21 protein-coding genes, 1 pseudogene and 1 riboswitch are annotated in these 21,692 nt (G+C 68.5%); of the genes and pseudogenes, 6 read left to right on the forward strand and 16 right to left on the reverse strand.

What is annotated here, in order from left to right; genetic code table 11:
* Positions 1-29: 29 nt before the first annotated feature.
* Together H4281_RS38505 and H4281_RS38510 are read right to left on the reverse strand one after the other, a co-directional pair.
* A complete protein-coding gene (locus H4281_RS38505) occupies positions 30-1,019 on the reverse strand; it encodes an aminoglycoside phosphotransferase/choline kinase family protein (protein WP_182895779.1) in 990 nt (329 codons plus the stop codon).
* Between the two features lie 63 nt (positions 1,020-1,082).
* Positions 1,083-3,632, reverse strand: a complete 2,550-nt coding sequence (locus tag H4281_RS38510) for an ATP-dependent Clp protease ATP-binding subunit (protein ID WP_182895780.1) — start codon at positions 3,630-3,632, stop codon at positions 1,083-1,085.
* 371 nt (positions 3,633-4,003) lie between these two features.
* Between H4281_RS38510 and H4281_RS38515 the strand changes: the two genes are divergently transcribed.
* Positions 4,004-4,819, forward strand: a complete 816-nt coding sequence (locus H4281_RS38515) for a (2Fe-2S)-binding protein (protein ID WP_182895781.1) — start codon at positions 4,004-4,006, stop codon at positions 4,817-4,819.
* Positions 4,820-4,837: 18 nt separating this feature from the next.
* Here H4281_RS38515 and H4281_RS38520 read toward each other — a convergent pair whose 3' ends face one another.
* The gene (locus H4281_RS38520; protein WP_182895782.1) at positions 4,838-5,407 is read right to left on the reverse strand and encodes a TIGR03086 family metal-binding protein; all 570 of its coding nucleotides are present in this window, start codon (positions 5,405-5,407) and stop codon (positions 4,838-4,840) included.
* A 67-nt stretch (positions 5,408-5,474) separates the two neighbouring features.
* On the opposite strand from H4281_RS38520, the gene H4281_RS38525 reads away from it, so the two are divergent.
* On the forward strand, positions 5,475-6,302 hold the full coding sequence (locus H4281_RS38525; RefSeq protein ID WP_182895783.1) for a helix-turn-helix domain-containing protein: 828 nt from the start codon (positions 5,475-5,477) through the stop codon (positions 6,300-6,302).
* A gap of 139 nt (positions 6,303-6,441) precedes the next feature.
* Here the strand turns inward: H4281_RS38525 and H4281_RS38530 are convergent, their stop codons facing one another.
* The gene (locus H4281_RS38530) at positions 6,442-6,795 is read right to left on the reverse strand and encodes a histone-like nucleoid-structuring protein Lsr2 (RefSeq protein ID WP_009084272.1); all 354 of its coding nucleotides are present in this window, start codon (positions 6,793-6,795) and stop codon (positions 6,442-6,444) included.
* Between the two features lie 162 nt (positions 6,796-6,957).
* A complete protein-coding gene (gene lysS / locus H4281_RS38535; protein ID WP_182895784.1) occupies positions 6,958-8,466 on the reverse strand; it encodes a lysine--tRNA ligase in 1,509 nt (502 codons plus the stop codon).
* Between the two features lie 82 nt (positions 8,467-8,548).
* Between lysS and H4281_RS38540 the strand changes: the two genes are divergently transcribed.
* Positions 8,549-9,313 carry a class I SAM-dependent methyltransferase gene (locus H4281_RS38540; RefSeq protein WP_237597483.1) on the forward strand — a complete coding sequence of 255 codons (765 nt, stop codon included), beginning with the start codon at positions 8,549-8,551 and terminating at the stop codon, positions 9,311-9,313.
* A gap of 49 nt (positions 9,314-9,362) precedes the next feature.
* Positions 9,363-9,425, forward strand: a riboswitch (guanidine-III (ykkC-III) riboswitch).
* A gap of 33 nt (positions 9,426-9,458) precedes the next feature.
* Complete coding sequence (locus H4281_RS38545) at positions 9,459-9,773, forward strand: DMT family transporter (protein ID WP_037808251.1); 315 nt, start codon at positions 9,459-9,461, stop codon at positions 9,771-9,773.
* Between the two features lie 3 nt (positions 9,774-9,776).
* On the opposite strand, the gene H4281_RS38550 is transcribed toward H4281_RS38545, so the two are convergent.
* Positions 9,777-10,631: a sigma-70 family RNA polymerase sigma factor gene (locus H4281_RS38550; RefSeq protein ID WP_182895785.1), complete on the reverse strand. Its 855-nt coding sequence runs from the start codon at positions 10,629-10,631 to the stop codon at positions 9,777-9,779.
* Positions 10,632-10,772: 141 nt separating this feature from the next.
* Between H4281_RS38550 and H4281_RS38555 the strand changes: the two genes are divergently transcribed.
* Complete coding sequence (locus H4281_RS38555; protein ID WP_182895786.1) at positions 10,773-11,507, forward strand: SDR family oxidoreductase; 735 nt, start codon at positions 10,773-10,775, stop codon at positions 11,505-11,507.
* On the opposite strand, the gene H4281_RS38560 is transcribed toward H4281_RS38555, so the two are convergent.
* The 7 genes and pseudogenes from H4281_RS38560 to H4281_RS38590 all read right to left on the reverse strand — a co-directional run bounded on the left by H4281_RS38560 (position 11,504) and on the right by H4281_RS38590 (position 19,002).
* The gene (locus tag H4281_RS38560) at positions 11,504-12,277 is read right to left on the reverse strand and encodes a type III pantothenate kinase (protein WP_182895787.1); all 774 of its coding nucleotides are present in this window, start codon (positions 12,275-12,277) and stop codon (positions 11,504-11,506) included. The two genes, H4281_RS38555 and H4281_RS38560, sit on opposite strands and share 4 nt — an antisense overlap.
* Before the next feature lie 43 nt (positions 12,278-12,320).
* Entirely contained in the window at positions 12,321-12,815 is a 495-nt protein-coding gene (panD, locus tag H4281_RS38565; protein WP_182895788.1) for an aspartate 1-decarboxylase, read from the reverse strand.
* A 12-nt stretch (positions 12,816-12,827) separates the two neighbouring features.
* Positions 12,828-13,736, reverse strand: a complete 909-nt coding sequence (panC, locus tag H4281_RS38570) for a pantoate--beta-alanine ligase (RefSeq protein WP_182895789.1) — start codon at positions 13,734-13,736, stop codon at positions 12,828-12,830.
* Positions 13,733-14,641 (reverse strand): annotated as a pseudogene (locus H4281_RS38575) (Rossmann-like and DUF2520 domain-containing protein); the annotation flags it as partial. The gene panC and the pseudogene H4281_RS38575, both read right to left, overlap by 4 nt.
* Before the next feature lie 253 nt (positions 14,642-14,894).
* The gene (locus H4281_RS38580) at positions 14,895-16,001 is read right to left on the reverse strand and encodes a PrsW family intramembrane metalloprotease (RefSeq protein WP_037808268.1); all 1,107 of its coding nucleotides are present in this window, start codon (positions 15,999-16,001) and stop codon (positions 14,895-14,897) included.
* A 607-nt stretch (positions 16,002-16,608) separates the two neighbouring features.
* On the reverse strand, positions 16,609-18,480 hold the full coding sequence (locus H4281_RS38585; RefSeq protein ID WP_182895791.1) for a DUF6779 domain-containing protein: 1,872 nt from the start codon (positions 18,478-18,480) through the stop codon (positions 16,609-16,611).
* Positions 18,481-18,549: 69 nt separating this feature from the next.
* A complete protein-coding gene (locus tag H4281_RS38590) occupies positions 18,550-19,002 on the reverse strand; it encodes a DUF3180 domain-containing protein (RefSeq protein ID WP_182895792.1) in 453 nt (150 codons plus the stop codon).
* A 70-nt stretch (positions 19,003-19,072) separates the two neighbouring features.
* Here H4281_RS38590 and H4281_RS38595 point away from each other — a divergent pair, with 70 nt between their 5' ends.
* A complete protein-coding gene (locus H4281_RS38595; RefSeq protein ID WP_370648138.1) occupies positions 19,073-20,011 on the forward strand; it encodes a helix-turn-helix domain-containing protein in 939 nt (312 codons plus the stop codon).
* A 14-nt stretch (positions 20,012-20,025) separates the two neighbouring features.
* Here H4281_RS38595 and folK read toward each other — a convergent pair whose 3' ends face one another.
* The 3 genes from folK to folP are packed head-to-tail and all read right to left on the reverse strand — an operon-like array spanning position 20,026 to position 21,675.
* The gene (folK, locus tag H4281_RS38600; RefSeq protein WP_182895794.1) at positions 20,026-20,520 is read right to left on the reverse strand and encodes a 2-amino-4-hydroxy-6-hydroxymethyldihydropteridine diphosphokinase; all 495 of its coding nucleotides are present in this window, start codon (positions 20,518-20,520) and stop codon (positions 20,026-20,028) included.
* Positions 20,517-20,876 carry a dihydroneopterin aldolase gene (gene folB, locus H4281_RS38605; protein WP_037808275.1) on the reverse strand — a complete coding sequence of 120 codons (360 nt, stop codon included), beginning with the start codon at positions 20,874-20,876 and terminating at the stop codon, positions 20,517-20,519. Before folB ends, folK begins: the two co-directional genes overlap by 4 nt.
* Positions 20,869-21,675: a dihydropteroate synthase gene (gene folP / locus H4281_RS38610; protein WP_182895795.1), complete on the reverse strand. Its 807-nt coding sequence runs from the start codon at positions 21,673-21,675 to the stop codon at positions 20,869-20,871. The genes folB and folP overlap by 8 nt, the downstream gene beginning before the upstream one ends.
* Between the last annotated feature and the right edge of the window lie 17 nt (positions 21,676-21,692).

The raw sequence follows: 21,692 nt of genomic DNA on the forward strand, positions 1-21,692 counted from the left end.
AACCGCGATTGCCACTCACGACCGGCGCGCTACCCAGCGAAAAGCGTCGCCGGAAAAGGCGTCTCCCGGTCCTCCAGCAGCCGCCCGTAAAAGTCGTTCATCGCCACCGCCACCGCAGCATGGCGAGCCACCACCTCGGCGACCGGCGACGGCAACGCAAGCTCCCCGGCAGCCGCCTGACGGACCGCGGCCAAGCGGCTCTCTCGGTCCCAGGTTCCGCACACCTCGGTCACCAGCCAGTTCACCAAATACATCGACCCATAAGCCCGGTCATGCCCCGCATTCAGCTCCGCGAACGCCACCTCCTGCGCAGTCAGATCGAACCGGCGCGCGAACGACAGGCCGAAATCGGTCAGGACGAACCGATCGCCGTCGGTCAGGAAGTTTTCGAAGTGGTTGTCGAAGTGCAGGACTCCCTGCGCGCGAAGGAACGAGAGCGTATCGGCGATCTGCGACGCAAGGCGCTCAACCTGATCCAGACGGCCAGGCAGCCACCGATGCACATTGGCCGGAAAATACTCGCAGAACAAAACCACGCTCGACGACGCGTCCCGCAATTCCGTGAGCCGCCTGCGGACCGCATCAGAACCGCCCCAGTACTCGACGTCTTCCTCCAGCGGGCGATCTGGCACCCGTCCCGAAGGAACCGGCAGGATCCGCCAATGGTGCAGTAAAGGGAAGTTCTCGCACTGACCACTCAGGACCCAGCCGTTAGCCATGACGTGCAGCGCCAGCTCCCGCCAAGCCGATCCCTCCGGCGAGCCGAGGCCGTAATGGCAAAAGGCAGGCAAGCCATACAGATTGGCCGTGGAATGCGGATGCCGCCGCTCCAGCGCGGTAAGCGGCACCCGCTTCGCGAAGACCGGGACCCCGTCGACATCCAGCCGGGCACCGGTGCCGCCGATACCCTCGGACACCACGTCAGCGGATTCCAGCCGCTCGGCGAGCTGACGGTCGCTCAGCAGCGAAAGCGCGGTGCTCGCCGTGGCGTGGCGCGAGATTCTCGAAGAAGACCCCATCACCCGACAATAGAGAAAAGGGCGGCTCCCCAACCTGGGAGCCGCCCTTTTTCTTTACTTAGCTCACTCGTTCTCGGACTCGCCGTTCTCGGCGGCTCCGATGCTCACCGGCGGAGCGTCGGGAACCGAAGACGGACGCTTCTCCCCGCGGAAGGTGAAGTGCGCCTCGTCGTCGCGGTCCTCGGTGTTGCCGCTCCAGCCTTCGACGTCGACCACGATGATCTGACCCGGCTCGACCTCGCCGAACAGGATCTTCTCCGACAGCTGGTCCTCGATCTCGCGCTGGATCGTGCGACGCAGCGGCCGGGCGCCGAGCACCGGGTCGAAGCCGCGCTTGGCCAGCAGCGCCTTCGCCTTCTCGGTGAGCTCGATCTCCATGTCCTTGGCCTTGAGCTGCGTCTCGACCCGGCCGATCATCAGGTCCACCATCTGGATGATCTGTTCCTGGTTGAGCTGGTGGAAGACGATGATGTCGTCGATCCGGTTCAGGAACTCCGGGCGGAAATGCTTCTTCATTTCCTCGTTGACCTTCTGCTTCATCTTCTCGTAGCGGTTCGTCGAATCCGCTCCGGAGGAGAAGCCGAGGCTCACGGACTTCGAGATGTCCGAGGTGCCCAGGTTCGAGGTGAAGATCAGCACGGTGTTCTTGAAGTCGACCGTCCGGCCCTGGCCGTCGGTGAGCCGACCGTCTTCGAGCACCTGCAGCAGGGTGTTGTAGATCTCCTGGTGCGCCTTTTCGATCTCGTCGAAAAGCACCACCGAGAACGGCTTGCGCCGCACCTTCTCGGTCAGCTGCCCGCCCTCTTCGTAGCCGACGTAGCCCGGAGGGGCGCCGAAGAGCCGCGAAGCGGTGTAGCGGTCGTGGAACTCGCCCATGTCGATCTGGATGAGCGCGTCGTCCTCGCCGAACAGGAAGGACGCCAGCGCCTTCGACAGCTCGGTCTTACCGACACCGGACGGACCGGCGAAGATGAACGAACCGGACGGGCGCTTCGGGTCCTTCAGACCCGCACGGGTACGGCGGATCGCCTGAGAGACGGCCTTGACCGCGTCCTCCTGGCCGATGATGCGCTTGTGGAGCTCGTCCTCCATGCGCAGCAGCCGGGTGGTCTCCTCCTCGGTGAGCTTGAACACCGGGATGCCGGTCCAGTTGGCCAGCACCTCCGCGATCTGCTCGTCGTCCACCTCGGCGACGACGTCGAGGTCGCCGTCCTTCCACTGCTTCTCGCGCTCGCCCTTCTGGCCGAGGAGCTGCTTCTCCTCGTCGCGAAGGCGCGCGGCCCGCTCGAAGTCCTGCGCGTCGATCGCGGACTCCTTGTCCCGGCGCACGTCGGCGATCTTCTCGTCGAACTCGCGCAGGTCCGGCGGCGCGGTCATCCGGCGGATGCGCATCCGGGCGCCGGCCTCGTCGATCAGGTCGATCGCCTTGTCCGGAAGGAACCGGTCGTTGATGTAGCGGTCGGCCAGCGTGGCGGCCGCGACCAGCGCCGAGTCGGTGATCGAGACGCGGTGGTGCGCCTCGTACCGGTCGCGCAGGCCCTTCAGGATCTCGATCGTGTGCTCGAGCGACGGCTCGCCCACCTGGATCGGCTGGAAGCGGCGTTCCAGCGCGGCGTCCTTCTCGATGTACTTGCGGTACTCCTCGAGCGTGGTCGCGCCGATCGTCTGCAGCTCGCCGCGGGCGAGCATCGGCTTCAGGATCGAGGCCGCGTCGATCGCGCCCTCGGCGGCGCCCGCGCCGACGAGCGTGTGCAGCTCGTCGATGAACAGGATGATGTCGCCGCGGGTCTTGATCTCCTTGAGCACCTTCTTCAGGCGCTCTTCGAAGTCGCCGCGGTACCGCGAACCGGCGACCAGCGAGCCGAGGTCGAGGGTGTAGAGCTGCTTGTCCTTGAGCGTCTCGGGCACCTCGCCCTTGACGATGCTCTGGGCAAGGCCTTCAACGACGGCGGTCTTGCCGACGCCCGGCTCGCCGATGAGCACCGGGTTGTTCTTGGTCCGGCGGGACAGCACCTGCATGACCCGCTCGATCTCCTTGCCGCGCCCGATGACCGGGTCGAGCTTGCCCTCGCGGGCGAGCACGGTCATGTTGCGGCCGAACTGGTCGAGCACCAGCGAGGAGGACGGCGTGCCCTCGCCGCGGCCGGAGCCGCTCTCGGCGGACTTCTCGCCGGTCTGGTAGCCCGACAGGAGCTGCAGCACCTGCTGGCGGACCCGGTTGAGGTCCGCGCCCAGCTTCACGAGCACCTGGGCGGCGACGCCCTCGCCCTCGCGGATCAGGCCGAGCAGGATGTGCTCCGTGCCGATGTAGTTGTGGCCGAGCTGCAGCGCCTCGCGCAGCGACAGCTCCAGCACCTTCTTCGCCCGCGGCGTGAACGGGATGTGCCCGCTCGGCGCCTGCTGGCCCTGGCCGATGATCTCCTCGACCTGCTGGCGCACGCCCTCGAGGGCGATGCCCAGCGACTCCAGCGCCTTGGCGGCGACACCCTCACCCTCGTGGATCAGACCCAGGAGGATGTGCTCGGTGCCGATGTAGTTGTGGTTGAGCATCCGGGCCTCTTCTTGGGCCAGGACGACCACCCGCCTCGCGCGGTCGGTGAACCTCTCAAACATGCGCACTCCCTCGACTGCTGCGTCGGCGGCCCGTATCCTCCGCGGATCGCGTCCACGGCGGACAGCACCGTGAGACCACTCTAGTAGCCAAGCGGTCGCGCTTGCGTACCACTAGGGCTTCTGGCGGCCCGTTCGCACCCGGACGGCGACCCGGTCGGTCACCGCTGTTCATCCGGTTGCGCTGCACCTTTACTCCCTCTCGAACGTACGGGACCGGATCAGGATTCCGCCCCGGCACCCCTGTCCGCTCAGCGCGAACACCCCCGCGCGTCCGGGTGGTCTCACTCCTTGGCCACCCGATTGGCGCAATCTTGAGCCGTATGTAAGGTTAGGCACACCTAATGCATACGGCCAGAACGGGAGGTGGCCCGGTGAACCCGCAGCGCTCGCGCGACGACACCTGCGAGATCGGCGACGGTCTCGAGTCCTCCCTGCTGCGCACCAGCGCCCGGTACGAACTGCGCCGCGACGTCCCCGAGGGCTGGTTCCGCTGCGCTGACCTCCTGGAACAGCCCGAGCTGTTCGTCGAATGGCGGTCCCGGCTGACCGACTGGCTCCTTGACCAGCACGGCGCGGCACCCGCGCGCACGGCGGCCAGCTACGTGATGTCGTGGTACCTGTACGTCCCCGCGTACGTGGGCGCGTTGCTGCTGCACCACGAGCGCCGGGTGCCGTCGCTCAAGCCGGAGCAGCTCGCGTTTGGTCTCGGCCCCGACCGGCCGCATCCCGAGGGCATGGCCGTGCTCGGCGACGCCTTCTACTGCCTGCCCACCGACCCGGGCGGCGTCCGCCCGGAGGCCACCGTCGTACGCGACGAGCGCGCGCTTGCCGCGGTGCTGCGCGCGCAGTTCGTCGGTCACGCTGCCCGCTTCGTCCGCGCCTACGCGCCTGGCACCCGGCTCGGCCGCCGCATGCTCTGGGCGGCCGCCACAGACGCGTTGGACGGCGCGCTGTGGCGGGTTGGCCGGCAAGGCGGGACAGCCGAGGCCGAAGGCGCTGGCGTCGCGGATGCCGCGCTGGTGCTCGACGCGCAGTATCGCCCGCTGACCTCGGCGTCCACCTTGCGGATGGCGGTCAACGACGACGGACACCGGGTTTGGGAACGGCGGCGGGAGAGCTGTTGCTTCTCCTACCTCCTACCCGGCGAAGCGGAATGCGAAAGCTGTCCGCGCATCTGCCCCCGATGATCTCCATCGAGTGGAATTTCAGGCGTATGGGTCCCGGCCCGTCGCGCCCAGCGCCCGATGCAGCACCGGTGCGGTTTCCGGCACCGCGACTTCCGGACCGAAAACACCGCCCTTGCGGGCCTCTTCGCCCATCCCCGCCGCGAACGCGAGGACGACTTCGGCGGTTTCGTCCGGACAGTTCAGCTCCGTGCCGCTCGCCCGCGTGAGGTCCCAGGCGTGCACGACCAGTTCACCGAGCACCATGTCCCCGACGACCGCGGCGGGCAGCTCGGAGCCGCCGAAGGTGATGGTGCCGGTCCACGCTTCCGGCGGAGCGAGCGCGGCGAGCACGTCGTCGGTCATCGCTTCCAATGCCTTCGGCCAGTCGTCCCCGACGAGGGACGCCTCGGCCTCGCTCGGCGCGGGCGGTTCGTAGGGCTCGTGCCGGATCGCGGCGGCGAGCCACGGACCCCAGTAAAGAAGGTGATTGAGCAGGCCGCGAACGTCGTACTCGGCGCATGCGGTGGGCGCGGTCAGCGACGGGGCGGCCGCCGCGACGCGCCGCAGTTCGGCGGCGGCGGGGGCGAGCAGTCCGGAGTGATTCGACATGCACCCAAGCCAACCACGCAGCACGGCGGCCGTCTTGAAATTACGCGACGCTCTACTGTTTTCAGCCATGCGGCGGATCCCGAGCGGCATCCTCAACGAGCGGACGGCTCGCACCAAGTTCACGCTGACCCGGCATCCGCCCGCCCCGGAACTGCGCGATTTCGTGGAACACCACTGGATCCTGCGCTGGGACCTGACCGAACCCCACGACCAGCACGTGCTGCCCAATCTGTCGGTGCACGTGACGTTCTTCCCCGGCGCGTGCGGGGTTTACGGTCCGGCGCACCAGCTTTTCACGCACCGGCTGCACGGACGCGTGCACGGCATCGGGGCCAGGATCCGGCCCGGCTGCTTCCGCCCGTTCCTCGACGCCCCGGTGCGCACCCTCGCCGATCGCGCGGCGGACGTGGCCGAGGTCTTCGGGCCGGCCGCCGCGGCCGCGGAAGAATCCATCCGGAATGCGCGGACGGACGAGGAAATGATCACTGCAATCGACAACTTGCTGATCGCACGCCGCCGTCCCATTCCGCACGCGCCCCGGACGGCCGCGGAGGCAGTGGAAACAATCGCCGCGGATCCGGGGATCACCAGGGTCGCGGAACTGGCGGCGGCACTCGGACTGTCGGTCCGGGCAGTGCAGCGGTTGTTCGCCGAGCACGTCGGAACAACGCCGAAGTGGGCGATCCGGATTTACCGCCTCAACGAAGCCGCGCGGTTGCTCGCCGCACCGATCCCGCCGGATTACGCAGATCTGGCGACTCGGCTGGGCTATAGCGACCAACCTCACTTCATCCGCGATTTCGCCGCAGTGACCGGAACCCCTCCCGCGGAGTACGCCCGTTCCGCTCGCCGGCTGATGTCGAGCACGCCGGACGGCGCAAAGCCGGGAAACTAATGCGGAACGCCAAACGGCCGCCGGGAATGTTCCCGACGGCCGTTTGGCGTGCAGTGCGCGAAGACTCGGTCTCCGCCGCGGTGCGTTCTCCCGGTTCGCTAACCGGAGGACCGCATCCGCGAGTTCCGGAAATGCCCGGTCAGTTCTTCTTGTGGTAAGCCTCGACGACCTCCGACGGGATGCGCCCGCGGTCGGAAACCTGGAAACCGTTCTTGCGGGCCCACGCGCGAATCGCCTGGTTCTGCTCGCGGTCGACCGCGGCCGGGCGGGCCGGGGACTTGCCGCCCGCGACCGGACGCAGCGGCGCGCGCTTGCGGCCGCCGGCGCGGCGAGCGTGCTCGACATACTGTGCGAGCGCGTCGCGCAGCTCCTCGGCGTTTTCGCCCGACAGGTCGATCTGGTAGCTCACACCGTCCAAACCGAACTCAACGGTCTCTTCCGCCTCACTGCCGTCGAGGTCGTCGACCAGAGAGACCAGCACCTTCTGTGCCATCTGATTCCTCCTGCGGGGCTTACCCGAATGATCTGGCTACATGATCTGGTTTCGGGGCAAGCCCCGAGCTACAGAAGTCTTTGACACCCATATTAATACCCGCTTGCCCCGCCGTAGGCAAATCCGCATTGAGAAAATCCGACCGTGCGGCGGGGCCGCGAGCTATTCAGGCCGTACGAGCGGGAAGAGGATCGTCTCCCGGATACCGAGCCCGGTCAGTGCCATGAGCAGCCGGTCGATCCCCATTCCGACCCCGCCGCTCGGCGGCATTCCGTACTCGAGCGCGCGGAGGAAATCCTCGTCGAGACGCATGGCCTCGCTATCCCCGGCGGCCCCGAGCCGCGCCTGTTCGGTGAGCCGCTGCCGTTCCACCACTGGATCCACCAGCTCGGAGTATCCGGTCGCGAGTTCGAAACCGCGCACGTACAGGTCCCACTTCTCGGCCACGCCCTCGCGGCTGCGGTGCTGCCGGGTGAGCGGAGAGGTCTCGAGCGGGAAATCCCGGACAAATGTGGGTTCGTGCAGTCCGTCGCCGACGAGATGTTCCCACAGTTCTTCGACGAGTTTGCCGTGCGCTAGCTTGGGATCCACCTCGATCTCGCGCGCCGCGGCGATCTTGTGCAGTGCTTCGGCCGGAGTATCCGGCGTCACTTCCTCGCCGAGTGCTTCCGAGAGCGACTCGTACATGCCGAGTGTCGTCCATTCGCCGGAAAGGTCGTACTCGGTTCCGTCGGCGAGAGTGACGACCTGGGTGCCGAGCACGTTCTCCGCGGCCTCCTGGATGAGTTCGCGGGTCATCACGGCATTCGTGTCGTAAGTGGCGTACGCCTCGTAGTACTCCAGCATCGCGAACTCCGGCGAGTGCGAGGAGTCGCTGCCCTCGTTGCGGAAGTTCCGGTTGATCTCGAAAACCTTCTCGATCCCGCCGACCACACAGCGCTTGAGGTACAGCTCCGGCGCGATGCGCAGGAACAGATCGAGGTCGAAGGCATTGGAATGCGTGACGAACGGCCGGGCCGCGGCACCGCCGTGCAGCGTCTGCAGCATCGGCGTCTCGACCTCGGTGAATCCCCGGCGGTGGAACGACTCGCGCAGCGAGCGCATCACGCCGGAGCGCGTGCGCACCACGTCGCGCGCCTTCGGCCGCATAATCAGATCGACATAACGCTGGCGGATTCGCGTTTCCTCGGCCAGCTCCTTGAACGCCACCGGCAGCGGGCGCAGCGACTTCGCCGCGATCTGCCAGCTGTCGGCCAGCACGGAAAGCTCGCCGCGCTTCGAGGTGATCACCTCGCCGTGCACGAATACGTGATCGCCGAGATCGACATCGGACTTCCACGAAGCGAGAGACTCGGGCCCAACCTGCGCGAGGCTCAGCATCGCCTGCAGTTCCGTGCCGTCGCCCTCACGAAGAGTGGCGAAACACAGTTTGCCCGTATTGCGGAGAAACATGACGCGACCGGTGACGCCGACCGACTGACCGGTGCTGGTGTCGGCTTCGAGACCGGAATGTTCGGCACGGATCTGCGCGAGAGTGTGCGTGCGCGGAACCTCTACCGGGTAAGGATCGGCGCCCTCCGCGATTATCCGGTCGCGCTTGTCCCGGCGCACCCGCATCTGTTCGGGCAGGTCGTCATCGGGCAGTGCGTCGGACGCGGGGAATTCGGTCATGGCCATAGCGTACGAACACGCTGGTGAACCGCGTCAACCGGATTCCCCTTCCGGGGCACTCACGGTATTAGGGTGGTTACTCGTGAGCGATCCCGGCACTGATGCGGAACTGCACGCCCGGCGGGCTTCTTCGTTCGGGGACCAGGCGAGCGCCTACGCCCGGCACCGGCCGGACTATCCGCGGGCGGCACTCGAATGGGGCATGTCCGGAGCAAACCGACCGGTACGCGACGTGCTGGACCTCGCGGCGGGCACCGGAAAACTCACCGAGGGTCTGGCCGCTCTCGGCCGCTCGGTCACGGCGGTGGAACCCGATCCGGGCATGCTCGCCGAACTGTCCCGGCGGCTTCCGGCCGTCCCCGCGCTGCTCGGCAAGGCCGAGGACATCCCGCTGCCGGACGAATCGGTGGACGCGGTGTTCGTCGGACAGGCCCTGCACTGGTTCGACTTGGCACCGGCGTTCGCGCAGATCCGCCGGGTCCTGCGGCCGGGAGGGGCCGTGGTGGCACTGTGGAATCACGAGGACGAATCCGTGCCGTGGGTGCTCGAATTCGCCCGGCTGGTCCGCACCGGCATCAGCCGCGGGTTCGCCGATTCGGAGCAAACGCTGCGTGCGGACGGCTTCGGTCCGTTCGAACAGGACCGGTTCGCGCACACGCACCGGCGCTCGATCGATTCGCTGCTGGCGACCGTGGCCACGCATTCGCATCTGCTGATCGCGTCCGAGCAGGACCGCGGCCAACTGCTCGCGCAAGCCCGCGCTTACCTGGAAACTGTTCCGGAGACCGGAACAGGTGAATTCGATTACCCGCTGGTCACCACTGTTCTACGGGCTCGCCGGAGTTGAGCGGCGACCGAAATCACCACCTCGCTCCGGCTCCGGAGTGCTAATTTCGGAAGCGGCGGTGCTCCCGCCCCGGACGAGCGCGTCGTACCCGGTGACGACAAGACGGCGCAGTGAACGCATCCGTCACTGCGAAAGGTTCTTGATCATGGCCTGGCTCGTTCTCGTCGTTTCCGGATTTCTCGAAACCGTGTGGGCCGCGGCGCTCGGCGCCTCGAAAGGCTTCAGCAGGCTCTGGCCGAGCGTGCTGTTCGGCGGCGCACTGCTGCTCAGCATGTCCGGCCTCGCGTATTCCTTGCGCGAAATTCCGCTCGGCACCGGGTACGCGGTGTGGGTCGGCATCGGCGCGGTGGGGACCGCGGTGTACGGGATCGTCGCGATGAACGATCCGCTCACCGTCGGCCGGATCACCTGTCTCGTGCTGATTGTCGCCGGGGTCGTCGGGCTGAAACTGTTCCACTGATCTTCAGCCGAGCGCGATCTCCAGCCCGCGCAGCCGCTCCGGCGCGGAAATCACGTCGATCCCGGTAATCCGGTCGCCGTCGAAAACGAACGTGAGGACCACGGCCAGCCGCCCGCGCGGGGCGAGCACCAGCCCGGGAACGCCGTCGACCACCACGACCTGCGTGCTGCGCGCGACTTCCGAAGCGAGCAGCGCGCCCTTGCTGACCGCTCGGACGCCGCGTAGCACCACGGGTGCCGCGCCGGTGTCCGAGTGCAGCACGACGTCGGGGTCGAGCACCTTCAACAGTCCCGCGAAGTCTCCCTCGCGAGCAGCAGCCAGGTATGCCTCGACGACTCCGCGCCGCTTGCTCGCATCGGCCGGCCCTGCTTCGCCGCCACGCACCCGGCGGCGGGCCCGGCTGGCCAACTGCCGGACAGCCGCCGGACTGCGGTCCAGGATGTGCGCGATGTCCTCGAAGGGCACGGCGAACATGTCGTGCAGCACGAACGCGATCCGCTCGGCCGGGCCCAGAACGTCGAGCACCACCAGCATCGCCAGGCCGACGGAATCGGCCAACTGGGCTTCTTCGGCGAGGTCCGCGCCGTCGTCGCGGCGGTCGAGCGGGAACGCGTCCAGCGAATCCTCGCGGCGGCGTTCACGCGTGCGCAACAGGTTCAGGCACACCCGGGCCACCACGGTCGTGAGCCAGGCAGGCAAATTCTGCACTGCGGAAATGTCGGCGCTGTCGACGCGCAGCCAGGCTTCCTGCACCGCGTCGTCGGCCTCGGCAAGCGAGCCGAGCATGCGGTAAGCGACCCCGCGCAACCGCGGCCGCTCTTCCTCGAATCGGGCCGCGAGCAGCGCGCGAGCATCCACCTGTCACCCCTCCCCCGCCCCACCGCCAGCCTCGACGGAGCGGGCAAGCCGGGCTGTCACATTTCGGCCACGGGCGGGTTCATCCCAGTAGGACACCCCCAGTGCCCAAGCCCAGCGGCACTGTACCCGGAAGGAATTGTCATGACGACGATCTTGGTCACCGGCGGCACCGGAACTCTCGGCAAGCTGGTCGTTCCCGCTCTCGGCGACGCGAAGGTGCGCATCCTCAGCCGCACCGCGAACGGCCCCGGCCGGTTCGCTTGCGATCTCATGACCGGCGAAGGCCTGGCCCCCGCGGTCGACGGCGCCGACGTGGTCGTGCACCTCGCGGGCGGCCCGAAGGGCGACGACGTGGCGACGGCGAATGTGGTCCGCGCTGCCGAACGCGCCGGGGTCGGCCACCTGGTTTTCATTTCGGTGATCGCCGCGGACGCGGTGCCGCTCGGCTATTTCCGCCGCAAGCACGAGGCCGAAGAGCTTGTCGCGGCGTCGGAGGTGCCGTCGACCATCCTGCGCGCGGCCCAGTTCCACGGTTTCTGCCTCAATGCCGTGCAGACAGCGGCGAAACTGCCGGTCGTGCCGGTTCCCGCGATCAATTTCCAGCCGGTCGACGCACGGGAAGTGGCCGAGCGGATCGCGCGGCTGGCGCTCGGCGGCCCGGCCGGGCGAGTTCGGGATCTGGCCGGGCCCACGGTGTACGGCATGGGCGAGCTGGTCGATAAATATTTGCGGGCTAGCGGGCGGCGACGGCTGAAAATGCCGGTGCGCATTCCCGGCGCGGCCGGAAAGGTCTATCGCGCGGACGGCAACCTCAACCTCGACGCGGACACCGGCACCCGCACTTTCGAGGATTACCTCGCCGAGCAGTTCGGCTAACGCACATTCCGTTCGTACACCAGCCGCAGGCCGAGCAGCGTCAGGTCCGGCACGTGCTCCTTGATCGTCTCGGATTCGCCCAGCACCAACGGGGCGAGCCCGCCGGTGGCGATCACCGTGACCGGATCCGAGCTGTCGTGCTGCAATTCGCGCACGATCCGCCGGACGAGCCCGTCGACCTGACCGGCGAACCCGTACAGAATGCCGGACTGCAGGCACTCCACGGTGTTCTTGCCGATCACCGAACGCGGCGGGACGAGTTCCACCTTGCGCAACGCGGCCGCGCGAGCGGCGAGCGCGTCCACCGAGATCTCGATGCCCGGGGCGAACGCCCCGCCGAGGAATTCGCCCCGGGCCGAGATCGCGTCGACATTTGTAGACGTTCCGAAATCGACGACCACGCACGCGGTGGCGTGCAAATGGTGCGCGGCAAGGGTGTTCACGAGCCGGTCCGCGCCGACTTCCTTCGGATTGTCGACCAGCAGCGCGACGCCGGTGCGCACGCCGGGCTCGACCACGACCTTCGGCACCCGCGCGTAATAGCGGCCGAGCATCACCCGCAATTCGCGCAGCACCGCGGGAACCGTGGACAGCGCGCTGATCCCGGTGACCGCGTCGGCGTGCGGGCCGAGCAGCCCGCGCACGGTGAGCGCGAGTTCGTCCGCGGTCATCCGCGCGTCGGTGCGCATCCGCCAGTCACCGACCAATTCGGCGCCCTCGTAGAGGCCGAGCACGATATTGGTGTTGCCGACGTCGACAGTGAGCAGCAACGAGGTCTTCCTTACTGCGGCTCGCGACCGCCGCCGGTACAGGTCAGTTTTCGGCGTGCAGCAACGCGTCGAGCCGGCGCGCGTCCGCGGTTTCGGCCACCGGGAAGGTCATCGTGTCCTCTTCGGGCAGCGTGACCGTGCCGCTCAGCAGGCCCGATCCGTCCGGGGCGTGCGCCGGGTCGGTTCCGCGCTCGACGATCCGGTTGTAATCGTCCACAAAGATCACTCGCGGCCGGTACGCGCGCGCCTCCGCGTCGTCCATCTGCCCGTAGGCGATCAGGATGACGAGGTCGCCGGGGTGCACCAGATGCGCGGCGGCTCCGTTGATGCCGAGCACGCCGCTGCCGCGCTCGCCGGTGATGACATAGGTCTCCAGCCGCGCGCCGTTCGTGACATCCACAATGGACACCTGCTCGCCTTCGAGCAGATCGGCGGCCTCCATCAGGTCCTCGTCGACCGTGACCGAGCCCACGTAGTGCAGGTCGGCCTGGGTCACCGTGGCCCGGTGGATCTTCGATTTCAGCATCGTGCGATACATCGCAGACTCTCCCTATTCCCCTGCGTCCGGATCCCCGCTCGGATGTTCCACGGCTTTTCCGAGCAGCACTCCCGCGTTGTCGATCAGCCGGGTACTCCCCACCCGGGCAGCGACCAGCAACCGCGCCTCTCCATCGACGGGAGCCGGCCCCAAATCGGTTCCCCTCAATTCCAGGTAATCCACTTCCACCTGGGGACGGGCCTCGAGCGTCTTCCGCGCCATGTCCAGCACGGCGTCAGCTCCCTCCCGCCCGACGTACGCGCCGGCAGTCAGCGCGGCCGACAGCACCACAGCGTCTTCCCGCTGCTGCGGCGTCAGGTAGACGTTGCGCGAGGACAGCGCGAGGCCGTCCCGCTCCCGGACCGTCGGCACCCCGATCACGCGGGTGCCGATGTTCAGGTCTTCCACCATCTTCTTGATCAGCACCAGCTGCTGGTAGTCCTTCTCCCCGAAGAACGCGTAATCCGGGCGCAGCAGGTTGAACAGCTTCGCGACGACCGTCAGCACCCCGGAGAAATGCCCGGGCCGGGCAGCGCCCTCCAGCTCGTCGCCGAGGGGGCCGGGATTCACGGTGACCATCGCGTTGTCCGCGTACAGGTCCGAAGCCTTCGGTGTGAAGGCCAGTTCGACCCTCGCTTCGGACAATGTCGCCAAGTCGGCTTCGAGCTGGCGCGGGTACGCCTCGAAGTCCTCGCCCTCGCCGAACTGCAACGGGTTCACGAAGATCGACGCGGCGACGACGGTGTTCGGCAGCCGCTTCGCACGGCGCAGCAACTCGCGGTGCCCGGCGTGCAGCGCGCCCATCGTGGGCACCAGCGCGACCTTCCGGCCGAGGCTGCGCAGCCCCCAGGTCACCTTGCTGATGTGCTCGGGCGGCTGGAACGTGTTGAGCGTTCCGCGCTGGAATTTCGGTGTCGTCACGGGGTCTGTCCTTCAGCGGGGTCGGCGAGAAGATCGGTCAGTTCGCCCGCGGCCGCGGGATCGAGCAGGCCCGCGGCGCGCGACCGTTCGGCCGTGCGCCGGGCCAGTGCCCGGTAGGCAGGGGCGATCTGCGGCACCCGGTCCGTGAGCACGTCGAGGTGCTTGCGGACGGTGCCGAGATCACCACGCGGGACCGGTCCGGTGAGGGCGCGGTCCCCGTGGCGAAGGACATTGTCCAATGCCGCCGAAAGCAGCGGTGCGACGAGTCGTTCCGGATGCCCGATTCCGGCGTCGCGCAGGGTTTCGGTGCAGTCGGCGACCAGCGTCATCAGGTGATTCGCGCCGTGCGCCAGCGCCGCGTGGTACAGCGCCCGCGCGGATTCGGGAACCCGCACCGGTTCGGCGCCCATCTCGACGGCGAGCGCCTCGCCGACGTTCCACGCCGCGTCGTCGTCCGGCGCGGCGGTGACGCCGATGCTCGCCGCGACAAGACGTTCCAGGTCTTCCTCGCGGCCGGTGAAGGTGAGCACCGGATGCAGCGCGAGCGGCAGCGCACCGGCTTCCGCGACCGGCGCCAGCACGTCGATGCCGTGCGCACCCGAGGTGTGCACCACGATCTGGCCCGCCCTTACCGAATTCGTAGCGACCAGACCACGGACGGTGCCGGCGAGCGCGTCGTCGGGCAACGCGAGCAAGACGAGATCGGCTCTCCGCACGACCTCGTCGGGCGGCAGCAAGGGGACATCCGGCAGCAGCCGTTCCGCACGGTTCAGCGAAGCCGCGGACAGCCCCGAGGCGGCGACTACGGTGTGGCCTGCCCTGGCCAATGCCGCACCGAGGACACTGCCCACCCGGCCGGCGGAAACGACGCCCACGGCAAGGCGGGCCGGTCGGTTCATGGCGTGCGCCTGTGGACGCTCATGGCTCGAAACTCCTCATGTTCGTTCCAGTCCCGCTCTTTCGTCGCGGGTACCAGACGACGGCGCGAGAGTAGCCCCGCCCCGGCCGGATCGCGGTGCCTGGGTGACCAGCTTCACCCGGGGCGGCCAATCGCGCCCGTACCTTATTGGCGTTCCGCTTCTCGCGGTCGCCGTGCCCGCGAATCCCCCGGTGGAACGCCACTTTTGCCACGGTCGAGCTACCCCGGACGGGGAATGTTCACCGACTGTCGCGATTGTTCGCCAATCGCACAGCATCCGCCCGCGCGTCCCGCAGTGCCTGCAACAACTCTTCCTGCCGCTGCCGGTCCTGCTCGGTGCGCAACCGGGTACGCCGCAAGAATGCGAGCTCAGTCACGCTCGCCTGATATCGCCCCACCGCCCGAGCCGCCGCCCGCCCGGACTGCTTGCGTGCCTGCTTCCGCCACTGCCGCCGTCCAGGCAAACTGGCGAGCAACTCGATCTCCGACGGCGCGATCCACCGCGCAGCCGCCATCTTCGGCAGTGCGGCGGCGACGATCCGCTGTTCTCGCCGACGCTGCAACACGATCACGTAGATCGCGGCGATCAGCAGCGGCAGAATCACCAGGAAATACAGCGTGAGGAAGGACTTTCCGCCGTTGAGCGTGGCCGCCGCGTTCCAGAGCGCGTGCAGGAACACTCCGGCGAGATACCCGGCCAGCGGCGCGAGAATCCGAACCCACCGCTGCGCGTACCGAGCCGCGATCCCGAATCCGATGCCGGTCATCGCGGTGAACAGCGGATGCGTGAACGGCGAAAGCACGCCCCGCACGAGGAAAGCGGCGAGCACGCCAGAGCTGGTCCCGTTGCCGAAGCCGTGGTCAGCGAAGGCGCGGCCGAAGTAATAGATGTTCTCGGTGAAGGCGAACCCGGCGGCCGCGAAACCCGCGTAGACCACGCCGTCGACGATCCCGTCGAATTCCTCGTTGCGCCGCCAGAAGATCAACAGGACGAAAACGCCCTTCGCGGCTTCTTCGACCAGCGGCGCGGAGACGAGCGCACTCACCTTGCTGCCATTGCCACCGCCGAGAAGCAGATCACCGAACGCCTCGGCCCCGGTATTGATCAACAACGCGGTAACGGTGGCAATGCAAGCGCCCCAAGCGAAAGCGATCAGAAGCAGCTTCGCCGGCTCCGGTTCCCACCGATCGACCCAGAGCAACCCAGCGACCACCACGCCCACCGGCACCAACGCAGCGACCACCCCGATCGCGACCGCCAGCCACCCGACGCGCGCGGTCGCGAGCCCGAAGAGAAAGAGCCCGCACAACGCCACGACGATCAACCCGAGCACCGGAAGGAGCACGGTGAGGTGCCGAGAACGAGAGCCCGTGGCCGCAGACCCAGGCGGCGTGGCAGAAAGGGTGCCGTTCACGAGCGGTCACCATACGCAGGCCCCCCAAGGGATGCCGGTTGGACGCACCGGTTTCAGCCCACCGCGCGATGCCGCCCGCGCCCCTCGTCCCCCGCCCAGAAGTCCGCGAGGGCCACCCTCACTGACTCTGATTCCCTCACGACCCTCCACCAGCCGTGAGAGGCCCCTTCACGACCCTAGATTCCCTCAAGGAGCCCTTCACGGACCGCCGCCCCCCGCCCCCCGCCCCGCCGGGATGCGCCCCAATGTGGCATTGGGTGCATGTGACGCACCCAATGTGGCGTTCGGTGCGTGGGACGCACCCAATGCCACATTGGGGCGCAAGCCCCACCACCAAACCGCAGCCGCTGCACCCAACCAACGAGGCACCCAGTCCCTCCCCCAACCCCGATACAAAGCCGCCCTGCGGTTCGGGGGTGCTTGTCAAGGCATCTTTCCCGCCTTGACAAGCACCCCCGAACCGTCAGCACAATCAAACTTCGGGGTGCCCCACGCAACCCAAGACCGGGCCGATGTCGCCACCAGGCGACGAGCCAACTCAGTCCTCCGCCCGACGCCGCCGCCGAGGACTCCCCTCAGTCTTCCCATTAGCCGCAAGCAATTCAGTAACCGACCGCCCCGACGCGTGATGCCCCGAACCAGCCTCCTCAGCAGGCGCCTGCCAAGCAGGCGGTTCCCCCTCCGGCCGCCTCCGACGCCCACCGCCCGAAGCCGGAGCAGCCTCAGCCTCAGGCCGCCGACGCCGCCCCCCAGTCCCACTGCTCACCGAACTGCGAACCGACTCCGGCAATGTCGGATTAACCGCATCCGCCCCAGGAGCCCCATGCCGCCCAGTAGGCGTGTCCTCCGCCAACGGCGACAAATCCGACCGCGAGAACTGCTCCAACCGAGACGGAGCCCGAGTCTGCGACTCAACCGCGGTTTCCTTCTCCGGCACCGCCTTCTCCGCCTTCTTCGGCGCAGGTTCAGCATGTCGAGCAGGCTCAGCAGGCCGCGAAACCGCAGTCTGCTCAGCAGCGTCCGGCCGCTCCTCCCGCTGCGGCGCGGGCCGCGCCGCCAGCCGAGGCACCGCTCGCTCCTCCTTGACCGGCTCCGGCTTGCTCACCGGCGCGACAGTCCGAGTCGGCTGCGCCTCGGGCCGCCGAGGCGGCTCCGGCACGTCCTTCTGCGGCCGAGCAGCCCGCGGACCCACCGGCCCCCGAGGCTCCCGGACCCGCTCAGCCTCGCGCGGCAACGGCTCAGTCACATTGCGCGCCCCAGGACCGTCCTGTTCAAACGGCTCCGGGATGACGTGCGACCCAGAGTCGCCCGCCGAACGACGCTCGGCTTCATACGGCTCCGGTGCCCGCTCACCGCGCGGTTTCGGCGCAGCCCCGCGAGGCCCTCGCTCAGCCTGCGGCTCCGGCGCACCGCCACGAGCGGGCCGTCCGGCATGCGGTTCCGGTGCCCCGTTTCGCGGCTCCCGTGCGGCGAAAGCATCTGCCACACTGGCGCGTCCCTCGTGCGGGCCCGAGTCGCCGCGGGGCACGAACGCCTCCGCCAGGTTGGCCCGCGGATCGCGACCGCCACGCGGAGCGGGACTGTCCGCTTCGACCTCGTCCTCGAACGGCTCCGGCCCGGCGGGCGGTTCCGGACGCTTCGGCTTGAGGCGCGGCATCTGCTGAGTACGCAGCTGAGTCGAACGGTCGTCATTCGGCCCGGAACCGTTCAATCCAGCGCTGATCGAGCCGTTCGCGCCGGAAGTCCCCTTGGCGCCATTGGTCTTCGCGGTCCCGTTCGCGGGCGTCCGGCGGCGCTCCGCGGGAGCCGCGTCGAGAACCCGGTCCATGAATTCGGTGGGCCGCTCCGGAACGTCGACCACCGGCTTCTTCGGAGCGAGCAGCTGAGCCGGTTTCTTGCCATTGCCGTTCTTGGTTTCCGAACCGGCCGAAACGAGCCGCTGCTCGTCGTTCAGCGCGCGCATCCGGGTCGCCTGCGCGGTGAGCGCGACGCGTTCGAGCAGCACTTCGCCGCCGAACAGCGATTGCAGGCTTTCGCGGAGCGCAGCCACTTCGGCACGCAGCGCATCCAATTCTTCGCGTGATTGTGCCTGCGCGGCCTCGCGCGTTTCCGTCTCGAGTTCGAGTTCGTACTCCCGCCGGGCCGCGATCTCGCGTTCCAGCTCGAGTTCGTATACCGCCTGCGCCTCGGCGACCGCGTCCTCGCTGTGCGCCGCGTTCTTGCGGGCCCGCACAGCCAGGAAGGCGCCGATCAGGGCAGCCCAGAGCGCCGCGACGATCCCGAGCCGGAGGTACCGGAGGTCGTCGCTGAGCACCAATGCGAGGGTGGCGCCGACGGCGAGGAGCAATCCGACGACAAGCCACGGCCTGCCAGGGCGGCGGCCGTGCGAGTCGTCACCCACGCCAGTCATGCCTGACACCGTACCTTCCGGTGATCCGAATGAGACCTAGTCGGTACTTCGAGCGGCGCCATCGAAGCGTTAACCGGTCGTTCCCCTGCGGTCCTCCGGTGGCGTCCGGCAGCAGTGTTCGAGCCATAAACCGGCAGCTACGAGCAGCGCCGACGACACCGTTCCGACCACCGCCGACTTGCTGTCGGAGACCGCCGCGACGAGTTCGTCACGTCGCGGGAAAACGTAGAGGAACGCGGCCAGCCAGCCGCCGCCGAGAAACGCTCCGGCCAGCGACGACGCCTTCGCCAGCGCCACCGCCCGCGCGATCCCGACCGCGTCGCCGTGCACCCGGCCCGACTTGATCCGCGACCGGATCGAGAGGGCCAAACCCGCCTCGGCGATCGCGAGCACCGCGAAGGTCACCCCGGCGAGCAACGGCAGCTGCGGCAGATCGCCGTAAGCGGCCTGGAACAGCACGTAGACCACGGCGAGGCCGAGGACCGCGGCCACGACCAGGTCCCGGGACCGCGTGAAGTGCATGGCTCCACCGTACCGAGCCCGTTCTGGCAGGCTTGACTCTCCAGTGACTGGAGACTCCACGATGCCTGACATGCCTGCCACCACGGTCTTCACGATCGGCGAACTGTCCCGGCGCACCGGGCTGCCGGTGAAGACCATCCGGTTCTACTCCGACGAGGGCCTGCTCCCGCCCACGCAGCGGACCGGCGCCGGCTACCGGCTGTACGACGCGCACGCGCTCGCCCGGCTGGAGCTGGTGCGGACGCTGCGCGAGCTGGGCATCGGCCTGCCCGACGTGTCCCGCGCACTGGCGCGCGAGACGACGGTGCGCGACCTGGCGACGAGCCACGTCGACGCGCTCGACGAGCAGATCCGGCGGTTGCGGCTGCGCCGCGCGGTATTGCGCGCGGTGCTGAAACGGGATTCCGAGCTGGAGGAAGTGAAACTGATGAATCGCATCGCCCAAATGCCAGACGAGGAACGCCGCCGTTTGGTGGAGGAGTTCTGGGCCGAAATGATGCAGGGGCTTGATGTCGATCCCGAGTTCTACGCGCGAATGCAATCGGCGAAACCGGATCTTCCGGATGATCCGACGCCGGAACAGCTGGAGGCCTGGATCGAGTTCGCCGAACTCGTGCAGGACCCGGGCTTCCGGCAATCCATCCGCACGATGAGCGAGCGGCATTCGGCCACGCGGGAAGCGGGAGAGTACGAGCAGCCGACCAAGGCGCAGCAGGAAAACTGGGCCGCCTGGATGACCGACGCCCGGTCCGCGCTCGACGCGGGCCACGCGCCGGACTCCCCGGCCGGACAGGCGCTGGCGGACGCGATCGCGACCGCCTCGGCCCGGCCGGACCAGGACCCGGCCGACCCGGCGGTCCGTTACAAGATGGCCGACGGAATCGCCGTCGGGGCGGATCCACGCGCCGAGCGGTACTGGCAACTGCTCGCGACCATCAACGGCTGGCCCGCGATCCCCAGCCGCCAGGAGGAAGTGCAGTTCCTGCTGGCGGCACTGCGGGCCTCGTAATCGGCTGGCCGGGCCTAAGACAAGGTCAGGTCGGGCCGCAAGACCACGCCCGCTCGGTCGGCTTCCGGCAACCGAGCGAGCAGGTCGGCGGCCCGGCCGTGCCCGGGAACCTCGGCATCCGGGTCGATCTCGAGCCACGGGATCAGCACGCTCGCCCGGTCCGGCGTCCCGGGGTGCGGCAGCAGCAGCTCCGGATCATCGGAGAGCACCCCCTGCACTGTCACTATGTCGACATCCAGCGTCCGCGGGCCCCAGCGCAATTCGCGCACCCGGCCCGCTGCCTGTTCGGCCGCCTGCCCGGCGCGCAGCCATGCCCAATGGTCGCGCGCCGGGTCGTCGACGATGCACAGCGCATTGAGGAAATCCGGCTGGTCTTCGACGCCCCAGGCTTTCGTCTCGTACACGCCGGACACCGCGACGAGCGCCGGGCGCACCGCGTCCACCGCGCTGCGCAAGTAACCGAGCCGGTCGCCAAGGTTGGAGCCCAGCGACAGGACCGCGCGGCTCACCGCTCCCGCCGGACGGTGACCGCGACGTCGTCGAAGGTCAGCGGGATCGGTGCGGAGGGCTTGTGCACGGTGACCTCGACGGCGGTCAGCCGGTCGTCGCGCATGACCTCGTCGGCGATCTTCCCGGCGACGCTCTCGATCAAGTCGTACGGCTCCCCGGCGACGATCCCCGCCGCCAGTTCGGCCAGCTCGCCGTAGTGCAGCGTCTTGGTCAGGTCGTCCGACGCCGCGGCGGGCCCGAGGTCGAGCCACGCGACGATGTCGATGCCGAATTCCTGTCCGTCGCGCTTCTCGTGGTCGAAGACCCCATGCCGGCCGAACACGCGCAGTCCCGTGAGCGTGATGCGGTCAGCCATCGGCCCGTCCTTGCTGCCAGGCCGCGGCCACCGCCACGGCGTCCAGTGAAGCTCCCACCTCGTGCACTCGCACGCCCCAAGCACCCGCAGCCGCGGCCAGCGCCGAGATCGACGCGGTGGCGACCTCGCGACCGTCCGGCGGCCTCGGCACGCCGTCCTTTCCAGACAGCAACCGGCCGAGGAAACGTTTGCGCGAAGCACCCACCAGAACCGGGAAACCCAACTCCAGCAACGAACCCAGTCCGTGCAGCAACGCCCAGTCGTGCTCGGCGTGCTTTGCGAACCCGAGACCGGGATCGAGCACGATCTCGCTTTCGGCGACCCCAGCCGCGATCGCCTCGTCGACCCGCTGCAGCAGCTCGCCGCGCACTTCAGCGACTACGTCGGTGTACGTGGCCAACGCGTTCATGTCCTTGCTGTGCCCGCGCCAGTGCATCAGCACCCACGGCACCTTGGTCTCCGCCGCGACCCGTCCCATCGCCGGATCGGCGAGCCCGCCGGACACGTCGTTGATCACCTTCGCGCCAGCCGCCACCGCAGCCTCCGCGACCGCGGCCCGCGTGGTGTCGACCGACAGCACGACGCCCTCGGAAGCCAACTGCCGGATCACCGGCAAGATGCGCGCGGCCTCAGTCTCCGCGTCGACTCGCGAAGCGCCCGGCCGCGTCGATTCGCCGCCGACGTCGATCAGGTCCGCGCCGCGCGCCCACATCTCGCGCGCGTGCTCCAGCGCCTGGTCGAGATCGAGGTAGCGGCCGCCGTCGGAGAACGAATCCGGCGTCACGTTCAGCACGCCCATCACGGCGCACCGCCCCG

Origin of the sequence: Amycolatopsis dendrobii (genome assembly GCF_014145675.1) — a bacterium.
GTDB lineage: Bacteria > Actinomycetota > Actinomycetes > Mycobacteriales > Pseudonocardiaceae > Amycolatopsis > Amycolatopsis dendrobii.